This is a genomic window from Pseudomonas sp. H3(2019) (assembly GCF_007713465.1).
Taxonomy (GTDB): domain Bacteria; phylum Pseudomonadota; class Gammaproteobacteria; order Pseudomonadales; family Pseudomonadaceae; genus Aquipseudomonas.
The window spans coordinates 234,243-253,026 of sequence record NZ_VMSG01000003.1; the positions used below are offsets into that span (position 1 = coordinate 234,243).

Below are 18,784 nucleotides of genomic sequence, written 5' to 3' on the forward strand. Positions count from 1 at the left end.
GCGAAATATTAGAGGGAGAAATCCACGCGGAAATAGATCGGTGCTTCGCGCTCGGTCAACGCATCCGGCCGCTCCAGAGAGTGGGCGAAGGTCATGCTGGCAGACACATGCTGCCCTTTGGCAAACAGCTCGATCGAGTTGCTGGACATCCGCCCATGTTGATCGCCGTTGTAGCGGTCATGACTGATCACGCCCTGGTCGTAACCCAGGCTGGTGCCGTACTCGGCGAACACCGGGCGCAGCCACGCCCAATTCACCGGACGACTCCAACGCAGGTCGTTGCGCCAGTAGCCGCCGCTGTCACCGGACAACGATTGGTCCTTGTAACCACGGATCGACGACAATCCGCCCAGGCTGGTGCGTTGCGGGCTGAACAGCACGTCCTCGCTGCGCTGGCCGGTCATCAAACTGCTGAAGCTCAATGACTCGCCCCAGAGTTTGAACGGCTGCAAGTAGCTCAGGGTGCCGGTGTATTTGCGGTACCGCGCATCCGCGTCCCCAGGGCCCGGGTGGCCGTTGCTCTGGGCATCAAAGGCGCCGATACCTTTCTGCATGCCCAGGTCGAGGTTGACGAAGGCCGAGCCGACACGCCGCCCATGGTTGATCCCGAACTGCGCTTCGCTCAGATGGTTGCTGCTCAGGGCCAGCTTGCTGCCTTCGATGAAGTTGTTAATCCGCATGTGAGACACACCGGCGCTCAAGGACGTCTTGCTCACGGCATCGCGATAGATCACGCGCTCGGCCTTGAACTGGTGAGTCGTGCTGTCGCCGGTCTGCTTGAAGTCGTAACCATTGGCGGCAATCAGCGAGCGGTAATCGCTCTGGTTGTAGCTGTAGTTGAAGTTCCACCAACCCCACGGCAGGTTGTAATCGAGCATGGCGTTGCTTGAGGTGTGGTTATGATCGCTCACCGCATCGTGACCACCGCGCAACATCAACTGATCCGCCAGCCCCAGCGGGCTGTCCCAGTCAAAGGTCGTGCCCCACTGCTGCTCGCCGGTGCTGCGCTGGCCTTCGTTAGTGCGCGACAAACCGGCGCGCCAGGGCTTTTGCGGAGTGTTCTTGACCAGCACTTCGCTGCCACCCACGGCTTTACCGGGTGCCAACTCCATCTGCGCCTGATTCGACGGCAAACGGTTCAACTGATCGACCAGTTGTTCGATCTCGCGCAGGTTGACCAGGTCACCGGTCTTGCCTGGGAAAGCCATGGACAGTTCACGGTCCGACAGCTTGCTGCCCTCCGCGCCTTTGATCCCTTCGAGCTTGCCCTCGACCACCAGCACCTTCAAATGACCGGCAGACAAATCCTGCTGCGGCAAGTAGGCACGACTGGTCACCAGGCCTTTCTCAAGGTAGTCATCGGTGATGACTTTCAGCAGCTCGTTGAGCTGAGTGACGCCCAGGCACTGGCCGATGTAAGGCTTGAGCAAACGCTCGCGCTCACGGGCCGAAAGGTTGTCGGCCCCCTTGAGCTCGATGCCTTTGATCGGGAAGCAGCGGGTATCGGCAGGGGCTGTCGGGGCCGTCGGTTTGGCCGCTTTGCCGGGCAGTTCCTTGAGCTCTTCGAGACGCCGGCGCTGCTCTTCGAGCAGGCGATCCTGACGTTCGCGGATCAGGTCGGTTTCACCGGGAGTGGGTGCGGCGTGGGCAAGGTTTACGCTGGTGAAACACAGCAATAGACACGGCAAAGCCGCACACAACCTCTTCCCGAGGGGGTGCAGGTACATGTTCGATCCCTCGAGACGACAAGTGATATCAATATGATGGCGCAATGTTAAGTTGCCATCATTCTGACGTCAATAAGCCGGGTACGAATTTGTTGCTAAATATGTCTTTATTGACACACACCTTCACTGCTCGAATTTTATGGTCTCAAAAGCCTGTGGAGCTTCTGACTGCGTTAGTGCGAGGTTCGACCTCAAGATCGCCATAGGCCAAAAATGAAAAAACCCGGACACTGTCCGGGTTTTTTGGTGAATCACCGTGGCGCGTTATTCAGCGGCCGGTGCTTGCGGCTTGCGGCGCTTGAGCGGCGCCATGCCGTCCTTGCTGACCAGCGACAGGGCGTCGGTCTTCGGGCGGTTGGCGATCTTGCGTTTGGTCGGGGCCTTGGCGCCGGCCTTTTTCTTGTCGCCTTTGGCGTCGACTTTTTTCTTCTTCACGCCAACGGCTTTGCCCGAGGCCTTGACCTTTTTCGGTCCGCCGTAGGTGCCTTTGACTTCCTTGATGGTGCGGCGCTCGAAGCTCTGCTTGAGGTAGCGCTCGATGCTCGACATCAGGTTCCAGTCGCCGTGGCAGATCAGCGAGATGGCCAGGCCATCGTTGCCGGCACGACCGGTACGACCGATACGGTGAACGTATTCGTCACCGCTGCGCGGCATGTCGAAGTTGATCACCAGGTCCAGGCCTTCCACGTCCAGGCCGCGAGCGGCAACGTCGGTGGCGACGAGGATCTTGACCCCGCCCTGCTTCAGACGGTCGATCGCCAGTTTGCGATCCTTCTGGTCTTTCTCACCGTGCAGGACGAACGCCTTGTACTCCTGCGCCACCAGGCGGCCGTAGATGCGGTCGGCCATGGCCCGGGTGTTGGTGAAGACGATGGCCTTCTGGTAGGTCTCGTTGGCCAGCAACCAGTTAACGATCTGTTCTTTGTGCTGGTTGTGGTCAGCGGTGATGATTTGCTGACGGGTGGTGTCGTTCAACTGGCTGACGGCATTGAGCTGCAAGTGCTCAGGGTTGTTCAGGACCTTGGCGATCATCTCGCGCAGGCCCGAACCGCCGGTGGTCGCGGAGAACAGCATGGTCTGCTGACGGTTGGTGCACTCGTCGACCAGACGCTGTACGTCTTCGGCAAAACCCATGTCGAGCATGCGGTCGGCTTCGTCGAGCACCAGCACTTCAACTTCTTTCAAGTCGAGGTTGCCGGCGTTCAGTTGCTCGATCATCCGGCCCGGGGTGCCGATCAGGATGTCCGGCACCTTGCGCAGCATGGCTGCCTGGACCTTGAAGTCTTCACCGCCAGTGATCAGGCCGGACTTGATGAAGGTGAACTGCGCGAAGCGTTCCACTTCCTTGATGGTCTGCTGGGCCAGCTCGCGGGTTGGCAGCAGGATCAGGGTCTTGATGCTGACGCGGACTTTGGCCGGGCCGATCAAACGGTTGAGGATCGGCAATACGAATGCAGCGGTTTTGCCGCTACCGGTTTGCGCAGTCACCCGCAGGTCACGCCCTTGGAGCGCGAGCGGGATAGCCGCTGCTTGCACTGGCGTTGGCTCGACAAATTTAAGCTCGGCCACGGCTTTGAGCAGGCGTTCGTGCAGGGCGAATTGGGAAAACACGGGTGCTACCTCGAAGAAATACAAAAAATCAGCTGCATAGGGTAACGGTTTCGAGCGCGAAGGCCGAGTTTCTTTATGCAATCGGACGCAAACAATGGCGATTTTGTTAGCGGATTTGTCCCTGAACGTAACTCGATGCGTCTTAAATGCTCTAATCGCCCCCTCTCGTCCTACAGAAGAATCGTTTTAACCCATGGATCTCAAACAGCTCTGGCTCAATACCCAAGACCTCTGGGGTGCTCTCGACCAGCACCCGCTTCTGCATTCCAGCCTGGCGCTGATGGTGTTGTTGGTGATCGCCTTGCTGCTCGGACGAGTGGCGCGTTATGTGGTGCTGCACACCGTCAAATTGCTTGGCCGGCAACCGGCGATGCAGTGGTTCAACGACTTGTTCCAAAACAAGGTGTTCCATCGCCTGGCGCAAATGACTCCGTCGCTGGTGATCCAGTTCGGTTTGAACCTGGTGCCGGAACTGAGCAAAACCATTCAGAACTTTCTCGGCAACGTCGCCCTATCCTTCACCATTCTGTTTTTGGTGCTGGCCCTGAGCGCTCTGCTCAACGCTCTGCTGGACATCTACGCACGCACCGAACACGCCCGCACCCGCTCGATCAAAGGCTATGTGCAACTGGCGAAGATGGTGCTGTTCGTATTCGGCGCGATCATCATCGTCGCGACCCTGATCGACCGTTCGCCGCTGTTGCTGTTGTCGGGTCTGGGTGCCATGTCAGCAGTGATTCTGTTGGTCTACAAGGACACCCTGCTGTCGTTCGTCGCCAGTGTGCAACTGACCAGCAACGACATGCTGCGGGTTGGCGACTGGATCGAAATGCCGCAAGTGGGCGCCGACGGCGACGTGGTGGACATCACCCTGCACACGGTCAAAGTGCAGAACTTCGACAAGACCATCGTCTCGATTCCAACCTGGCGCTTGATGTCCGAATCGTTCAAGAACTGGCGCGGCATGCAGCAGTCAGGCGGCCGACGGATCAAGCGCAGCCTGTTCATCGACGCCAGTGGCGTGCGCTTCATCCATGACGACGAAGAACAGAAGCTGACCCAGGTGCGCTTGCTCACCGATTACATCAGCCGCAAGCAGGCCGAACTCAAGAACTGGAACGAGGCCCAGGGCAACGTTTCGGCGATGTCGGCCAACCGTCGGCGGATGACCAACATTGGAACCTTTCGCGCCTATGCACTGGCGTACTTGAAGAGTCATCCGGAGATTCAACCGAACATGACCTGCATGGTCCGCCAGATGCAAACCACGGCCCAGGGCATTCCGCTGGAGATCTACTGCTTCACCCGCACCACGGCGTGGGCCGATTACGAGCGGATTCAGGGGGATATTTTCGATTACCTGCTGGCAGTGCTGCCGGAGTTTGGGCTGAGTTTGTATCAGCAGCCGAGCGGTAATGATTTGCGCGCGGGGTTGTTGCCGGCATTGTTAGGCGCCAGCCATATTCCCGAGCCTGAAAAACGCATGATGTAACACCGCGTCCCCCTGTGGGAGCGGGCTTGCTCGCGAAAGCGTTGTGACAGGCAATATTGATGTCGACTGACGCACCCTCTTCGCGAGCAAGCCCGCTCCCACAGGGGTTCAGTGAGCTGCCACCCGTTTTAGTACACCCAACCGGCTGATCCACACCGCCGCCAGAATCACCATCCCGCCAAACATCAGCCGCCCCAGTTCTTCATGTTGATTCCAGATCAGCAAGTTGATCAACAGCCCCACCGGCACGTGCAGGTTGTTCATCACCGCCAGTGTCCCGCCATTGACCAGACACGCGCCCTTGTTCCACCAGTACAGGCCCAACGCGGTGGACACCAGTCCGAGGAACACCAGCACGCCCCACTGCAGCGGCGCTTCCGGCAGGAAGTTCTGTTTACCGAACAGCAGAAACGCCGGCAAGGCCACTGCCAGTGCGCCGAGGTAGAAGTATCCAAAACGCCGGTAGTGCGGCAGGTCGCTCGGATGGCGCGCCACTAGATGCTTGTATAGCACCTGGCCTGCAGCGTAGGTGAAGTTGGCCAGTTGCAGCAGCAAAAAACCCATGAAGAAATCCGGATTGATCCGGTCATAACGGATCACTGCCGCACCGAGCACCGCAACCAATGCCGCCACCAGCGCCCAGGGATTGAAGCGGCGATTCAGCGCATCTTCGATCAGGGTTACGTGCAACGGTGTGAGAATGGTGAACAGCAAGACTTCCGGCACCGTCAGCACCCGGAAGCTCAGGTACAGGCAGACGTAGGTCACGCCGAACTGCAACGCGCCGATCAACAGCATCCCGCGCATGAACGCCGGTTCCACCTGACGCCAGCGGGTCAACGGAATGAACACCAGCCCCGCCAGCAACACCCGCACCAGCACCGCGAAATAGCTGTCGACATGACCGGCCAGGTATTCACCGATCAAACTGAAGGAAAACGCCTGAATCAGCGTGACAAAAAGTAGATAGCCCATGCTCGCCTCGTTTCGAATGGCGGCGACGATAGCGGGTTTTGTCCGTTATCGCGAACAGTCAGCCACTACACAAAACCGCAGGCAAAAAAAAGCCCGATCTCGCTAAAGCGTTCAATCGGGCTAGAGCACTCATGAGCAACAAGTGCAAAGGGAGGTTCGATGCGCGAACCGGCTTGAAGGGGTGTACGAGCGCTACTTAACCATCAAGTGATTATCTGGCGATTAACGGCTCAGGCGACCTGGGCCAGTTTGGCGTTGGCCTGGTTCAGACCCTTTTCGTGGAAATCACCGCCCAGGTTCATGCCTTCGGCGTGAATGAAGGTGACGTCGTGAACGCCGATGAATGCCATGACCTGACGCAGGTACGGTTCCTGGTGATCGGAGGTGCTACCGGCGTAGATGCCACCGCGAGCGGTCAATACATAGGCACGCTTACCGCTGAGCAGACCTTGCGGGCCGGTTTCGGTGTACTTGAAGGTCACACCGGCGCGCAGCACGTGGTCGAGCCAGGCTTTGAGGGTGCTGGGGATCGCGAAGTTGTACATCGGTGCGGCCATGACCAACACATCGGCGGCCAGCAATTCATCGGTCAACTGGTTGGAGCGCTCCAGCGACGACTGTTCGGTTTCGTTGCGTTGCTCGGCAGGCTTCATCCAGCCGCCCAGCAGGTTGGCATCCAGGTGTGGAACCGGATGGGTCGCCAGGTCACGAACGGTGATCTGGTCGGCCGGGTGTGCGGCTTTCCATTGAGCGATGAAGGTTTGGGTCAGCTGACGCGATACCGAGTCTTGCTGGCGGGCACTGCTTTCGATGATCAGAACGCGGGACATGGGATGTAGCCTCCATCGGTGAATGCTGTAAGTCGATGGAGTGGAGATTAAACAGAGTCGTATCGATGAAAAAGCACAAATAACTGCTATAAACCATCAATAAATTCGTTTATAAGCGGAGCGTATCTGCCCCGCCTGTGCAACAGCCCTTATTTGGGTTTGCAGGTCAGGGTGATGTACAGCTTGATGATTTCGCGGTTGAACTTGGCCGAAAGGTCGGCGCTTTTGTCGGCCCCCAGGCTTACACGACGAGTACGCGGCGCTTCCGGGCCGTTGCGAAACACCACTGAGCATTCGGCATCTTTATTGCCGTAATTGTTCAGCGTAATGGCGCCCATGTCGTAAGTCGTGGCGTAGGTGGCGTAGTTGATCTTCAGGCCATTGAGGTTTCTCTCCACATCAATGGGGTAGGCAAACGCAGTCAGCGGCAGCATCGCCAGCACCACACAACAGATTTTTTTCATTCGGCAGCCTCCAATGGAAGCTGCCAGCTTAGGACAAGAGGAGCTCATCATGAAAGCGCCCCGCGTGACCCTTGATCAATGGCGAACACTACAGGCCGTGGTCGACCACGGCGGTTTCGCCCAGGCCGCCGAAGCGCTGCACCGTTCGCAGTCATCCGTCAGCTATACCGTAGCGCGCATGCAAGACCAGCTCGGTGTGCCGCTGTTGCGCATCGACGGCCGTAAAGCCGTGCTGACCGAAGCCGGCGGTGTGCTGCTGCGCCGCTCGCGGCAACTGGTCAAACAGGCCAGTCAGCTTGAAGATCTGGCGCACCACATGGAGCAAGGCTGGGAGGCGGAAGTGCGGCTGGTGGTTGATGCCGCGTATCCGAACGCCCGACTGGTTCGCGCCTTGACCGCGTTCATGCCGCAAAGCCGTGGCTGCCGGGTGCGTCTGCGTGAAGAAGTGCTGTCCGGCGTCGAGGAAGTGCTGCTTGAAGGTGTCGCTGACCTGGCCATCAGCGGTTTCAATATTCCCGGTTATCTGGGCGCCGAGTTGAGTGATGTCGAGTTTGTCGCCGTCGCCCATCCCGAACACGCGCTGCACCGTTTGAACCGCGAGCTGAACTTCCAGGATCTGGAAAGCCAACTGCAAGTAGTGATCCGCGACTCCGGTCGCCAGCAACCGCGCGATGTCGGCTGGCTGGGTGCCGAACAGCGCTGGACCGTCGGCAGCCTGGCCACCGCTGCCAGTTTCGTCAGCAGCGGCCTGGGTTTTGCCTGGCTGCCACGGCACATGATCGAACGCGAACTCAAGGAAGGCCTGCTCAAGGTGCTACCGTTGGATCAGGGTGGCAGTCGGCATCCGACCTTCTTTCTCTATTCAAACAAGGACAAACCCCTGGGGCCGGCCACGCAGATTCTCGTCGAGTTGCTGCGTACCTTTGATACCGCGCCGCTGGATGCGCCGTTCGCGGCCCCGGAACAAGCCTGACAAGGAGTTGCACCATGGCCTATTTCGAACATGAAGGTTGCACCTTGCACTACGAGGAATATGGCCACGGCACACCCCTGCTGCTGGTTCACGGGCTGGGCTCGAGTACGCTGGACTGGGAAAAACAGATCCCGGAGCTCTCGACCCGTTACCGGGTGATCGTCCCGGATGTACGTGGCCACGGCCGCTCCGACAAACCCCGCGAGCGCTACAGCATTGCCGGTTTCAGCGCCGACCTGGTCGCACTGATCGAGCACCTGAAGCTCGGCCCGGCGCATCTGGTCGGTTTGTCCATGGGCGGGATGATCGGTTTTCAACTGGCGGTGGACCAACCATCGCTGCTTAAAAGCCTGTGCATCGTCAACAGTGCCCCCGAGGTCAAAGTCCGCACGACGGATGATTACTGGCAGTGGTTAAAGCGCTGGAGCCTGATGCACCTCCTCAGTCTGCGCGCCATCGGCACGGCCCTGGGCGGCAAGCTGTTCCCCAAACCCGAACAGGCAGACCTGCGGCAAAAGATGGCCGAACGCTGGGCAAAAAATGACAAACGTGCTTATCTCGCCAGCTTCAATGCCATTGTTGGCTGGGGGGTTCAGGAACGACTGGCGAAAGTCACCTGTCCAACCCTGATCGTCAGCGCCGACCGCGACTACACGCCGGTAGCGCTGAAAGAAGCCTATGTAAAACTGCTGCCCGATGCGCGGCTGGTGGTGATCGAAGATTCACGCCACGCAACGCCATTGGACCAGCCACACCGTTTCAACCAAACCCTGCTTGAGTTTCTAACCGCAGTCGACACCACTACCCAGGATCACTGACCCATGCTGAAAAAAATCGCCCTCGTCACAGGCGCAGTACTGTTCGCCGCTAATCTGATGGCCGCCCCGGCGCCGCACGTGCTGCTGGAAACGACCAACGGCCAGATTGAAATCGAACTGGACCCGGTCAAGGCGCCGATCAGTACCAAAAACTTTCTCGCTTACGTCGACAAAGGTTTCTACAACAACACCATTTTCCACCGCGTGATTCCGGGTTTCATGGCTCAGGGCGGCGGCTTCACGACGTCGATGCAACAGAAGCCGACCGATGCACCGATCAAGAACGAAGCCAGCAACGGCCTGCATAACGTGCGTGGCACCCTGTCGATGGCACGCACCTCCGACCCGGATTCGGCCACCAGCCAGTTCTTCATCAACGTCAAGGACAACGACTTCCTTGACCCGGGCCGCGATGCCGGTTACGCAGTGTTCGCCAAAGTCGTGAAAGGCATGGACGTCGTCGACATCATCGTCAACTCGCCAACCACCACCAAGCAAGGCATGCAGAATGTGCCCACCGACCCGGTGCTGATCAAGTCGGCCAAGCGCATCGACTAAACTGCATAAGGCGTCCTGAGCGGCAGCGGTGTATCACCGCGCCGCTCGCATCGAAAAAAGGAGAGCCCGTACGCGGGCGTTTATCTGATGCTCTATCGTCGTTTCGAAAAACTGATCGATATTTTCCGTGACGCCCCGACGGCGGCCCCGCCGAGCCGGGTTCTCCCCTTCTATACCTATTATTTACGTCAGGTCTGGCCGAGTTTTGCCGCGTTGTTGGTCGTCGGCTTGATCGGCGCGCTGATTGAAGTGGCGTTGTTCAGTTACCTGAGTCGAATCATCGATTTGGCCCAAGGCACGCCAAATACGGACTTCTTCAAAATCCACGGCGTCGAGCTGGCCTGGATGGCGGTGGTTGCACTTTTTCTACGACCGATATTCGTCGGCCTGCATGACCTGCTGGTGCATCAAACCCTGAGCCCCGGCATGACCAGCATGATTCGCTGGCAAAACCACAGTTACGTGCTCAAACAGAGCCTTAATTTTTTCCAGAACGATTTCGCCGGACGCATCGCCCAACGGATCATGCAGACCGGCAACTCCCTGCGCGATTCGGCGGTGCAAGCCGTCGACGCGTTATGGCATGTGCTGATCTACGCGATCAGCTCGCTGGTGCTGTTCGCCGAAGCCGACTGGCGCCTGATGATCCCGCTGCTGACCTGGATCGCCTGCTACATCGGCGCACTGTGCTACTTCGTGCCGCGGGTCAAGGAACGTTCGGTGGTGTCTTCCGACGCGCGCTCGAAACTCATGGGCCGGATCGTCGACGGCTACACCAACATCACCACGCTGAAGCTCTTCGCCCACACCAACTTCGAACAGCAATACGCCCGCGAAGCCATCGCAGAGCAGACCGAAAAATCCCAACTGGCCGGCCGCGTCGTCACCAGCATGGACGTGGTCATCACCAGCATGAACGGCCTGCTGATCGTCAGCACCACGGGCCTTGCCTTGTGGCTGTGGACCCAGTCGCTGATCTCGGTCGGTGCCATTGCCCTGGCCACCGGCCTGGTGATCCGCATTGTCAACATGTCCGGCTGGATCATGTGGGTGGTCAACGGCATCTTCGAAAACATCGGGATGGTCCAGGACGGCCTGCAAACCATCGCCCAACCGATCAGCGTCACCGACCGCGAACCGGCGCCGCGCCTGGAAGTGGGCCGTGGCGAAGTGCGTTTCGAACACGTGACGTTTCACTACGGCAAGAAAAGCGGAATCATCGACGACCTCAACCTGACCATCAAACCCGGTGAAAAAATCGGTTTGATCGGTCCTTCAGGCGCTGGCAAATCGACCCTGGTCAATCTGCTGCTGCGCCTCTACGACCTGCAGAGCGGGCAGATTCTGGTCGATGGGCAGAACATCGCCAGCGTGGCTCAGGAAAGCCTGCGCGAGCGGATCGGCATGATCACTCAGGACACCTCGCTGCTGCACCGTTCGATCCGTGACAATCTGCTTTATGGCAAACCCGACGCCACCGACGAAGAGCTCTGGGAAGCCGTCCGCAAGGCCCGCGCTGACGAGTTCATCCCGTTGCTGTCGGACGCTGAAGGCCGCACCGGCTTCGATGCTCATGTCGGTGAACGCGGGGTGAAACTCTCTGGCGGCCAACGCCAGCGGATCGCCATCGCCCGGGTGCTGCTCAAGGACGCGCCGATCCTGATCATGGACGAAGCCACTTCGGCGCTGGACTCGGAAGTCGAAGCGGCGATTCAGGAAAGCCTGGAAACCCTGATGCAGGGCAAGACCGTGATCGCCATCGCTCACCGGTTGTCGACCATCGCGCGGATGGACCGTCTGGTGGTGCTGGAAAAAGGCCGCATCGCCGAAACCGGCAGCCATGCCGAATTGCTGGCCCATGGCGGGTTGTATGCACGGCTGTGGCAGCATCAGACCGGTGGGTTTGTCGGCATCGATTGAGACGAGAGCCAATGAAAATCAGCCTTGTCGATAGGGCAAGGCGCTCTTCGCCTCTTCTGCATACCCCATGACACCCACACGCTCGCGCTCAAGGAAGTCCTTCACCGCCGACTTCAATCCCGGATGACGCAAGTAGTGCCAGGAATGGGTGATCACCGGTTCAAAACCACGAATCAGTTTGTGCTCACCCTGCGCACCGGCATCGAAACGCTGAAAACCGTTGGCGATGGCGTAGTCCATGCCTTGATAGAAACAGGTCTCGAAATGCAGGCGGTCGAATTCCGCCAGGCAACCCCAGTACCGTCCATAAAAGCTATCGCCACCGACCAGGCTGAAGGCCATGGCCACCGGCCGTGATCCTTGTTTGGCCAGGACTACCCGGATGGCTTCGGGCATGCGTTCGGCCAACAGGCTGAAAAACTCCCGCGTCAGGTACGGCGACTGCCGACGCACCGCATAGGTGTTGGCGTAGCAGGCATAGACGAAATCCCACTGTGCCTGGTCGAGTTGATGCCCCTCAAGCCATTCAAACTCGATGCCCTGCCCCGCCACTTGTTCACGCTCCTTGCGCATCTGCTTGCGCTTGCGTGAGCTCAGCGCATCGAGGAAGTCCTGAAAATCCCGATAACCGCGATTCTGCCAGTGATACTGGCAGCCAATGCGTTGCAACCAGCCCGGATGCTCGGCCAATGCTGCATCGGTAAAAGCATCGGTAAAGTTGATATGGGCGCTGGAGAGCCCTTCAATTTCAAGATAACCCGGCACGCTGTTCAGCAGTTCGAAACCATCCTGCACATTCGCCGCCAACAACCGTGGCCCGCTGACCGGACTGAACGGCACAGCCGTCAACAGTTTGGGGTAGTAATCGATCCCGGCGCGCTCGCAAGCATCTGCCCAGGCATGGTCGAACACGTATTCACCGTAGGAGTGCCATTTGCGATAGCTCGGCAATGCCGCAAGCAGCCGGCTGCCCTCGATGTGCAGCAGATGCTCCGGCTGCCAGCCAGACTGCGGGCCCAGGCAGCCACTGTCTTCCAGCGCCCCGAGAAAGGCGTGACGCAAAAACGGCTGAGTCTCGGGCACCAGCGCATCCCACTCTTGCGGTGCAATGGCGGACAGACTTTCCAAAACGTGTAACGGCATCCTGTTCCCCAGCGGTTGTTGCCTACAGACTCGCCGAGTATCGCCCATCCCCGGCCCTTGCCGAAATAAAAACCCCGCCTAAGCGGGGTCAAAACGAAGTCTGAGGGAGGTGTGGCCTGAAATTACTGTTCACCCTTTTGACGTTCGGCGGCCAGCCGCTCGGCGAGCTCGTCGACACCGGGAACCGGTTTTTCCGGCATGACGCGCAAGGTCGCCTGCATCAGGCGCATCTGCCGAATGAACCGCCGGCAATTGGGACAAAACATCAAATGATGGCGCATCATCAGCCGCTCACGAAAGCTCAACTGGCCATCGAGATAATCGCTGGACCGCGCTACTTGTTCCTTGCAGGTCAACATTCGCCGGTTTCCTCAAAATGCTCCACGGTTGCAAACACCTTCAACCGTGCCCGGTGCAGCAGCACACGAACATTGGAGAGCGAGATCTCCAGAAGATTACAAATCTCCTCCAGCTCCAGGCCCTGGCGCTCACGCAACAGCAACACGCTGCTTTGCAGTTCCGACAGGCTGAGCAAGGTATGTTCCAGGCATTCACGCAGTTCGTTTTCGGTGAGCAGCGCTTCCGGGGTGTCCTGATGCCAGCTGAACGGCGCCACCAGCCAGTGGCCATCTCCGGGGGAGAAACGATCATCATCGATGGTGCCGTGGGGCGACGGCAGGTCATCGAGCAAGACTTCCCGACGGTTTTGTTTGTATCGGCCTTTTGCCGCGTTGGCGGTGATGGTCAACAGCCAGGTCTTGAGGCTGGAGCGCCCCTCGAACCCGTTCAGGTTGCGCACCACCGACAGCCAGGCATCCTGCACCACTTCGTCGGCATGCCGGTTACCAACGATGGCATAAGCCACCGCCCGCATGGCGCTCTGGTAGGTACTGACCAACTCCTTGAAAGCCTGCTGCTCGCCCGCCAACAGGCGTTCGAGCAGTTGCGTATCGTCAGCTGCGGCCATTGATACCTCGTGTCCGGTTCGTGAACTCAGCGCTTGCGCAGAATCACGCTGCCAATCGAATAACCGGCACCAAACGAGCTCAGTACCGCCAGCGAACCGGCTGGCAAATCGTCCTGGTTCTTGTGAAAGGCAATCACGGAACCTGCAGAGCTGGTGTTGGCATACGTGTCGAGAATCACCGGGGCTTCTTCTTCGGTGGCTTCGCGGCCCAGCAGCTTCTTGACGATCAGGTGGTTCATGCTGAGGTTGGCCTGGTGCAGCCAGAAACGCTTCACGTCGCTGACGTTCAGCTTGTTCTCGTCCAGGTGGGTGGCGATCAGCTCCGCGACCATCGGGCAGACATCGCGGAACACCTTGCGACCTTCCTGGACGAAGAGTTTGTCACGGGCACCGATGCCCTCTTCCGCCGCGCGGTTAAGGAAGCCGAAGTTGTTGCGAATATTGTTGGAGAACTTGGTCAGCAACTTGGTGCTGACAATGTCGAACTGGTACTTGGACGTGGCCAGGTCGGCACGTTCAATGATTACCGCAGTGGCGGCGTCACCGAAGATGAAGTGGCTGTCGCGGTCGCGGAAGTTCAGGTGACCGGTGCAGACTTCCGGGTTGACCATCAGGATCGCCCGGGCCTGGCCCAGCTGTACGCTGTTGGTAGCGGCCTGAATGCCGAACGTCGCCGAGGAACAGGCCACGTTCATGTCGAAACCGAAACCTTCGATGCCCAGTGCTTCCTGGACTTCGATGGCAATGGCCGGGTAGGCGCGCTGCAGGTTGGAGCAGGCAACGATCACCCCGTCGATGTCCGCTGCGGTCTTGCCGGCACGTTGCAAGGCTTGTTCGGCAGCGCCAATGGCCATCTGGCAAAGCACCGACCATTCGTCGTTGGAACGTTCAGGCAAACGAGGTGCCATGCGCGCCGGATCAAGAATGCCGTCCTTGTCCATGACAAAGCGGCTTTTGATCCCCGAGGCTTTTTCGATAAAGGCGGCGCTGGATTCGGTCAACGCTTCCACTTCGCCACGCTCGATGGCGTCAGCGTTGTCAGCATTGAACTGAGTGACGTAAGCATTGAAAGACTGCACCAGCTCTTCGTTGGAAATGCTGTTGGCCGGGGTGTACAGGCCGGTGCCGCTGATGACGACATTATGCATGGTCGTTTCTCTAATCCGTTCAGGCAGAAAGTGTTGGCACCGACGTACCAACACATAAAGGGTCTATACCGTCAAAGAGCATCAACCTGGCATCGCGTTATTCCGATCCGCCCGGGTTGCGAGGCTCAAATATGCGGGGCCGGTGTTTATGACGGCGAAGTTTGCCATAAACATTGGCGTTTGGCCCCTTTTGCTGGATCAAACGCTCCCACAGGGTTTACGGTTCGACTTGCGCCCATTGCTTGCTCAAGCGTTTGTCGGAGATCGGCACCTTGGTCCCCAATTGCTGGGCGAACAGCGAAACCCGGTATTCCTCCAGCCACCAGCGATAGAGTTCAAGCTGCGGATCGCGCTTGCCTTCCTGCGCGTGCTTGTTGGCGCGGGTCTGGTATTGGCTCCAGAGACCGGACAATTCGCCGCTCCAGACCCGGTCCTTCTGCACCTGAGCGCCGAGTTTTTCGAAGCGCTGCTCGACGGCTTTCAAGTAACGCGGCAGCTCCTTGAGCCACTGCATCGGGGTTTCACGGACAAAGCCCGGATACACCAAATGACTGAGCTGCTGCTTGATGTCATTCAGGGCCACCGCTTGCGCCAGGTCGATCTTGCCTTTGAAGCGTTTCTGCAAACCGTGCCAGAGCTTGAGCGTTTCCAGCGTCAGTTTCGCCAGACGCTCGGCATGTTCGGTCCACGCACCGCGTTTGCGTTCGGCCAGCGAGGCCAAACCAGCACCATCACGCGGCAAACTTGCTTCGCCGTCGAGAATGCAGCTGTCGAGGCTCGCCAGCAGGATGTCTTCCACCAGACTGTCGATACGCCCCAGCTCGCGGTACATCAGGCCCAGCTCGGTGAGCCCCGGCAACTTGCCGCGCAAGAATTTTGCCGGCTCGGCCAGTTGCTGCATGAGCAACCGCTGCAACGCCCGACGATGCTGGAACTCGGCCTCGGCCGGGGTGGAAAAACGCCCTTCCTTAACGGTGCCCGCCTCCTCCACCAGCGCCGGGTAGACCGTCATCGACAGCCCGGCGATCTTCTGTTGGGTTTTCTCGGCCACCGCAGCAAAGACCTTGGCCTCCACCGGTTGTTGGCTTTTCGCCGTCTGCGGTACCGCCAAAGCAGCCTGGCTGGCCTCGGCGAAACGTGCGGTCAGCTCAGGCAGATCACGGCCTTCGCCGAGGAACTTGCCCTGGCCATCGACGATTTCCAGGTTCATCCGCAGATGACTTTCAACCTGCTGCGCTGCTTCCGCCCAGGCCTCGTCACTGACCCGCGCACCGGTCATGCGCAGCAATTCGCGACCCAGCGCCTGCGGCAGTGAACCGTCGGCGAAGGCGATGCGCTGCAACGCCGCTTTGACAAAGTCCGGCACCGGCACGAAGTTCTTGCGCAAGGCCTTGGGCAGGTTACGCACCAGGGCAATGCACTTGGCTTCGATCACCCCTGGCACCAGCCATTCCAGGCGTTCCGGCGGCAGCGCCGGTAACAGCGGTGCCGGCACGCGCAGGGTCACGCCGTCGCGGGGATGGTTGGGCTCGAAGTGGTAGCTCAACGGCAGGGTCAAATCGCCCAGCCGCAAGGTGTCCGGATAATGCGCGGCGGTGACTTCGCTGGCTTCGCGAGCCAGCACGTCTTCTTCACGCATGATCAGCAATTGCGGGTCTTTCTGGCTGTTGATCCGATACCAGCTGTCGAAGGTCGCGGTCTGATGGATCTCTGCCGGCAAGCGCGCGTCGTAGAAGGCAAACAGGGTTTCCTCGTCCGCCAGAATGTCGCGACGACGGGCCTTGGCCTCCAGTTCGTCGAGCTGTTCCAACAATTGCTCATTGGCCGACAGACACTTGGCTTTCGACTGAATCTCGCCCCGCACCAGCGCTTCGCGGATAAACAGTTCACGCGAGGTGACAGGATCGATCGGCCCGTAATGCACGGGCCGGCGACCGACCACGATCAACCCGAACAGGGTGATTTGCTCGTAGGCCACAACCTGTCCGCGCTTCTTCTCCCAATGCGGTTCGAAGTGGTTCTTCTTGATCAGGTGCCCGGCCAGCGGTTCGATCCAGTCCGGCTCGATCTTCGCCACCATGCGCGCATAGAGTTTGGTGGTTTCCACCAGTTCGGCAGTCATTAGCCATTGCGGACGTTTCTTGCCCAGGCCCGACGACGGGTGAATCCAGAAGCGCCGCTGACGCGCGCCCAGGTAATCGCCGTCCTCGGTTTTCTGGCCGATCTGGCTGAGCAAACCGGACAGCACGGCTTTGTGCAGTTTCGGGTAGTCCGCAGGCTCTTTGTTCAGGCTCAACTGCATGTCGCGGCAGATCAGGCTCAACTGGCGATGGGAGTCGCGCCACTCGCGCAGGCGCAGGTAATTCAGGAAATTCTTGCGACACCAGTTACGCAGCGGGCTGGCGGTCAGGGCCTGGCGTTGTTCTTCAAAGCCACGCCACAGATTGACCAGCCCGGCGAAGTCCGAGTCCACGTCTTTCCATTGTGCATGGGCCTGATCGGCGGCCTGCTGGCGCTCCGGCGGACGCTCGCGCGGGTCCTGGATCGACATGGCACTGGCGACAATCAGCACTTCCTGCAAGCTGCCGAGTTTCGCTGCTTCCAGCAGCATGCGGCCCATACGCGGGTCCACCGGCAACCGCGCCAGTTGCCGGCCCAGCGGCGTCAGCTGACTGTTGCGGTCGACTGCCGAGAGTTCTTGCAGCAGGTTGAAACCGTCGCTGATGGCCTTGCCATCCGGCGGCTCGATAAACGGGAAATCGGTGATTTCACCGAGGCGCAGATGGAGCATCTGCAAAATCACCGCCGCGAGGTTGGTACGCAGAATTTCCGGATCGGTAAATTCCGGCCGACCGATGAAATCTTCTTCGCTGTACAGACGGATGCAAATGCCCGGCTCGACCCGTCCGCAACGGCCTTTACGCTGGTTGGCGCTGGCCTGGGAAATCGCCTCGATCGGCAAGCGCTGGACCTTGGCCCGGTAGCTGTAGCGGCTGATGCGCGCCGTACCGCTGTCGATCACGTAACGAATGCCCGGCACGGTCAGCGAGGTTTCCGCGACGTTGGTCGCCAGTACCACGCGACGGCCCGGATGAGACTGGAAAATCCGCTGCTGCTCGGCCGGCGAAAGCCGTGCGTACAGCGGCAGAATTTCGGTGTGCTTGAGTTGGGCCTTGCGCAGCATGTCCGCCGCGTCACGAATCTCGCGCTCGCCAGGCAGGAACACCAATACGTCGCCGGGACTGCGGCGTTCGCTGCGTTCGTATGCGGCAATTTCATCGAGGGTGGCGAGGATCGCCTGATCCACGGTCAAGTCGTCCTCGACCCGGTTGCCCTCTTCGTCCTGCTCCAGCGTCAACGGCCGGTACCAGGTGTCCACCGGGAACGTGCGGCCCGAGACTTCGACAATCGGCGCATCGTCGAAGTGCTTGGAGAAACGCTCAAGATCGATGGTCGCCGAGGTGATGATGACTTTCAGGTCAGGGCGGCGCGGCAGCAGGGTTTTCAGGTAACCGAGCAGGAAGTCGATGTTCAGGCTGCGTTCGTGGGCTTCGTCGACGATGATCGTGTCATAGCGTTCGAGGTAGCGGTCGTTCTGGGTTTCCGCCAGCAGGATGCCGTCGGTCATCAGTTTGATCAGGGTGTTGGAATCGCTCTGATCCTCGAACCGCACCTGATAGCCGACCAAGGCACCGAGCGGCGTCGCCAGCTCTTCGGCCACCCGACTCGCGACGCTGCGCGCAGCAATTCGACGCGGCTGGGTGTGACCGATCAGACCGTGCTGGCCGCGACCGATTTCCAGGCAGATCTTCGGCAGCTGGGTGGTTTTACCCGAGCCGGTTTCGCCGGCGATGATCAGCACCTGATGCTTGAGCAGCGCCTCCTTGATTTCGTCGCGCTTGGCGGCGATCGGCAGGCTGTCGTCGTAACGAATCAGCGGCAGGCTGGCACGTCGCGCCAACACCTGGTCACAGGACGCTTGCATGCGCGTCACCCACACTGCCTGCTTGGCGTCGTCGGGTTTCTTGCGCAGCTCGAGCAACTGCCGCCGCAGCCGGTGGCGGTCGGCGAGCATGGCGTGGTCGAGGTTTTTCAGCAGTTTGTCGATGGAAGGCGATTCGTCAGTCATCAGGTACGCAAAGGTCGTCTAGTGGCGCA

At 59.4% G+C, this 18,784-nt stretch carries 15 protein-coding genes; 5 read left to right on the forward strand and 10 right to left on the reverse strand.

Features of this window, described 5'->3' with window-relative positions; translation table 11 throughout:
- Positions 1-8: 8 nt before the first annotated feature.
- Both FPT12_RS05185 and FPT12_RS05190 read right to left on the reverse strand, forming a co-directional pair.
- Positions 9-1,727: a ShlB/FhaC/HecB family hemolysin secretion/activation protein gene (locus tag FPT12_RS05185; RefSeq protein ID WP_145014943.1), complete on the reverse strand. Its 1,719-nt coding sequence runs from the start codon at positions 1,725-1,727 to the stop codon at positions 9-11.
- 264 nt (positions 1,728-1,991) lie between these two features.
- On the reverse strand, positions 1,992-3,338 hold the full coding sequence (locus FPT12_RS05190) for a DEAD/DEAH box helicase (RefSeq protein ID WP_145014944.1): 1,347 nt from the start codon (positions 3,336-3,338) through the stop codon (positions 1,992-1,994).
- 193 nt (positions 3,339-3,531) lie between these two features.
- Here FPT12_RS05190 and FPT12_RS05195 point away from each other — a divergent pair, with 193 nt between their 5' ends.
- Entirely contained in the window at positions 3,532-4,830 is a 1,299-nt protein-coding gene (locus FPT12_RS05195) for a mechanosensitive ion channel family protein (protein WP_145014945.1), read from the forward strand.
- A 108-nt stretch (positions 4,831-4,938) separates the two neighbouring features.
- Here the strand turns inward: FPT12_RS05195 and FPT12_RS05205 are convergent, their stop codons facing one another.
- From FPT12_RS05205 to FPT12_RS05215, 3 genes are all read right to left on the reverse strand, one after another.
- Positions 4,939-5,805 (reverse strand): carboxylate/amino acid/amine transporter, encoded by an 867-nt coding sequence (locus tag FPT12_RS05205; protein ID WP_145014946.1) that lies wholly within the window; start codon positions 5,803-5,805, stop codon positions 4,939-4,941.
- Positions 5,806-6,035: 230 nt separating this feature from the next.
- On the reverse strand, positions 6,036-6,635 hold the full coding sequence (locus FPT12_RS05210; protein WP_145014947.1) for an FMN-dependent NADH-azoreductase: 600 nt from the start codon (positions 6,633-6,635) through the stop codon (positions 6,036-6,038).
- A 149-nt stretch (positions 6,636-6,784) separates the two neighbouring features.
- Positions 6,785-7,099, reverse strand: a complete 315-nt coding sequence (locus FPT12_RS05215; RefSeq protein WP_145014948.1) for a 3-phosphoglycerate kinase — start codon at positions 7,097-7,099, stop codon at positions 6,785-6,787.
- Positions 7,100-7,148: 49 nt separating this feature from the next.
- Between FPT12_RS05215 and FPT12_RS05220 the strand changes: the two genes are divergently transcribed.
- From FPT12_RS05220 to FPT12_RS05235, 4 genes are all read left to right on the forward strand, one after another.
- A complete protein-coding gene (locus tag FPT12_RS05220) occupies positions 7,149-8,072 on the forward strand; it encodes a LysR family transcriptional regulator (protein WP_145014949.1) in 924 nt (307 codons plus the stop codon).
- A 14-nt stretch (positions 8,073-8,086) separates the two neighbouring features.
- Positions 8,087-8,890 carry an alpha/beta fold hydrolase gene (locus tag FPT12_RS05225; protein WP_145014950.1) on the forward strand — a complete coding sequence of 268 codons (804 nt, stop codon included), beginning with the start codon at positions 8,087-8,089 and terminating at the stop codon, positions 8,888-8,890.
- Positions 8,891-8,893: 3 nt separating this feature from the next.
- Positions 8,894-9,448, forward strand: a complete 555-nt coding sequence (locus tag FPT12_RS05230; protein WP_145014951.1) for a peptidylprolyl isomerase — start codon at positions 8,894-8,896, stop codon at positions 9,446-9,448.
- A gap of 87 nt (positions 9,449-9,535) precedes the next feature.
- Positions 9,536-11,368: an ABC transporter ATP-binding protein gene (locus tag FPT12_RS05235; RefSeq protein ID WP_145014952.1), complete on the forward strand. Its 1,833-nt coding sequence runs from the start codon at positions 9,536-9,538 to the stop codon at positions 11,366-11,368.
- An 18-nt stretch (positions 11,369-11,386) separates the two neighbouring features.
- Here FPT12_RS05235 and FPT12_RS05240 read toward each other — a convergent pair whose 3' ends face one another.
- From FPT12_RS05240 to hrpA, 5 genes are all read right to left on the reverse strand, one after another.
- Positions 11,387-12,511 carry a GNAT family N-acetyltransferase gene (locus FPT12_RS05240; protein WP_145014953.1) on the reverse strand — a complete coding sequence of 375 codons (1,125 nt, stop codon included), beginning with the start codon at positions 12,509-12,511 and terminating at the stop codon, positions 11,387-11,389.
- A 122-nt stretch (positions 12,512-12,633) separates the two neighbouring features.
- A complete protein-coding gene (locus FPT12_RS05245; protein ID WP_145014954.1) occupies positions 12,634-12,870 on the reverse strand; it encodes an anti-sigma factor in 237 nt (78 codons plus the stop codon).
- Entirely contained in the window at positions 12,864-13,478 is a 615-nt protein-coding gene (locus FPT12_RS05250) for an RNA polymerase sigma factor (RefSeq protein ID WP_145014955.1), read from the reverse strand. The genes FPT12_RS05245 and FPT12_RS05250 overlap by 7 nt, the downstream gene beginning before the upstream one ends.
- A gap of 26 nt (positions 13,479-13,504) precedes the next feature.
- On the reverse strand, positions 13,505-14,626 hold the full coding sequence (locus FPT12_RS05255) for a beta-ketoacyl-ACP synthase III (RefSeq protein WP_145014956.1): 1,122 nt from the start codon (positions 14,624-14,626) through the stop codon (positions 13,505-13,507).
- Between the two features lie 217 nt (positions 14,627-14,843).
- Positions 14,844-18,755, reverse strand: a complete 3,912-nt coding sequence (hrpA, locus tag FPT12_RS05260; protein WP_145014957.1) for an ATP-dependent RNA helicase HrpA — start codon at positions 18,753-18,755, stop codon at positions 14,844-14,846.
- Positions 18,756-18,784: the final 29 nt, after the last annotated feature.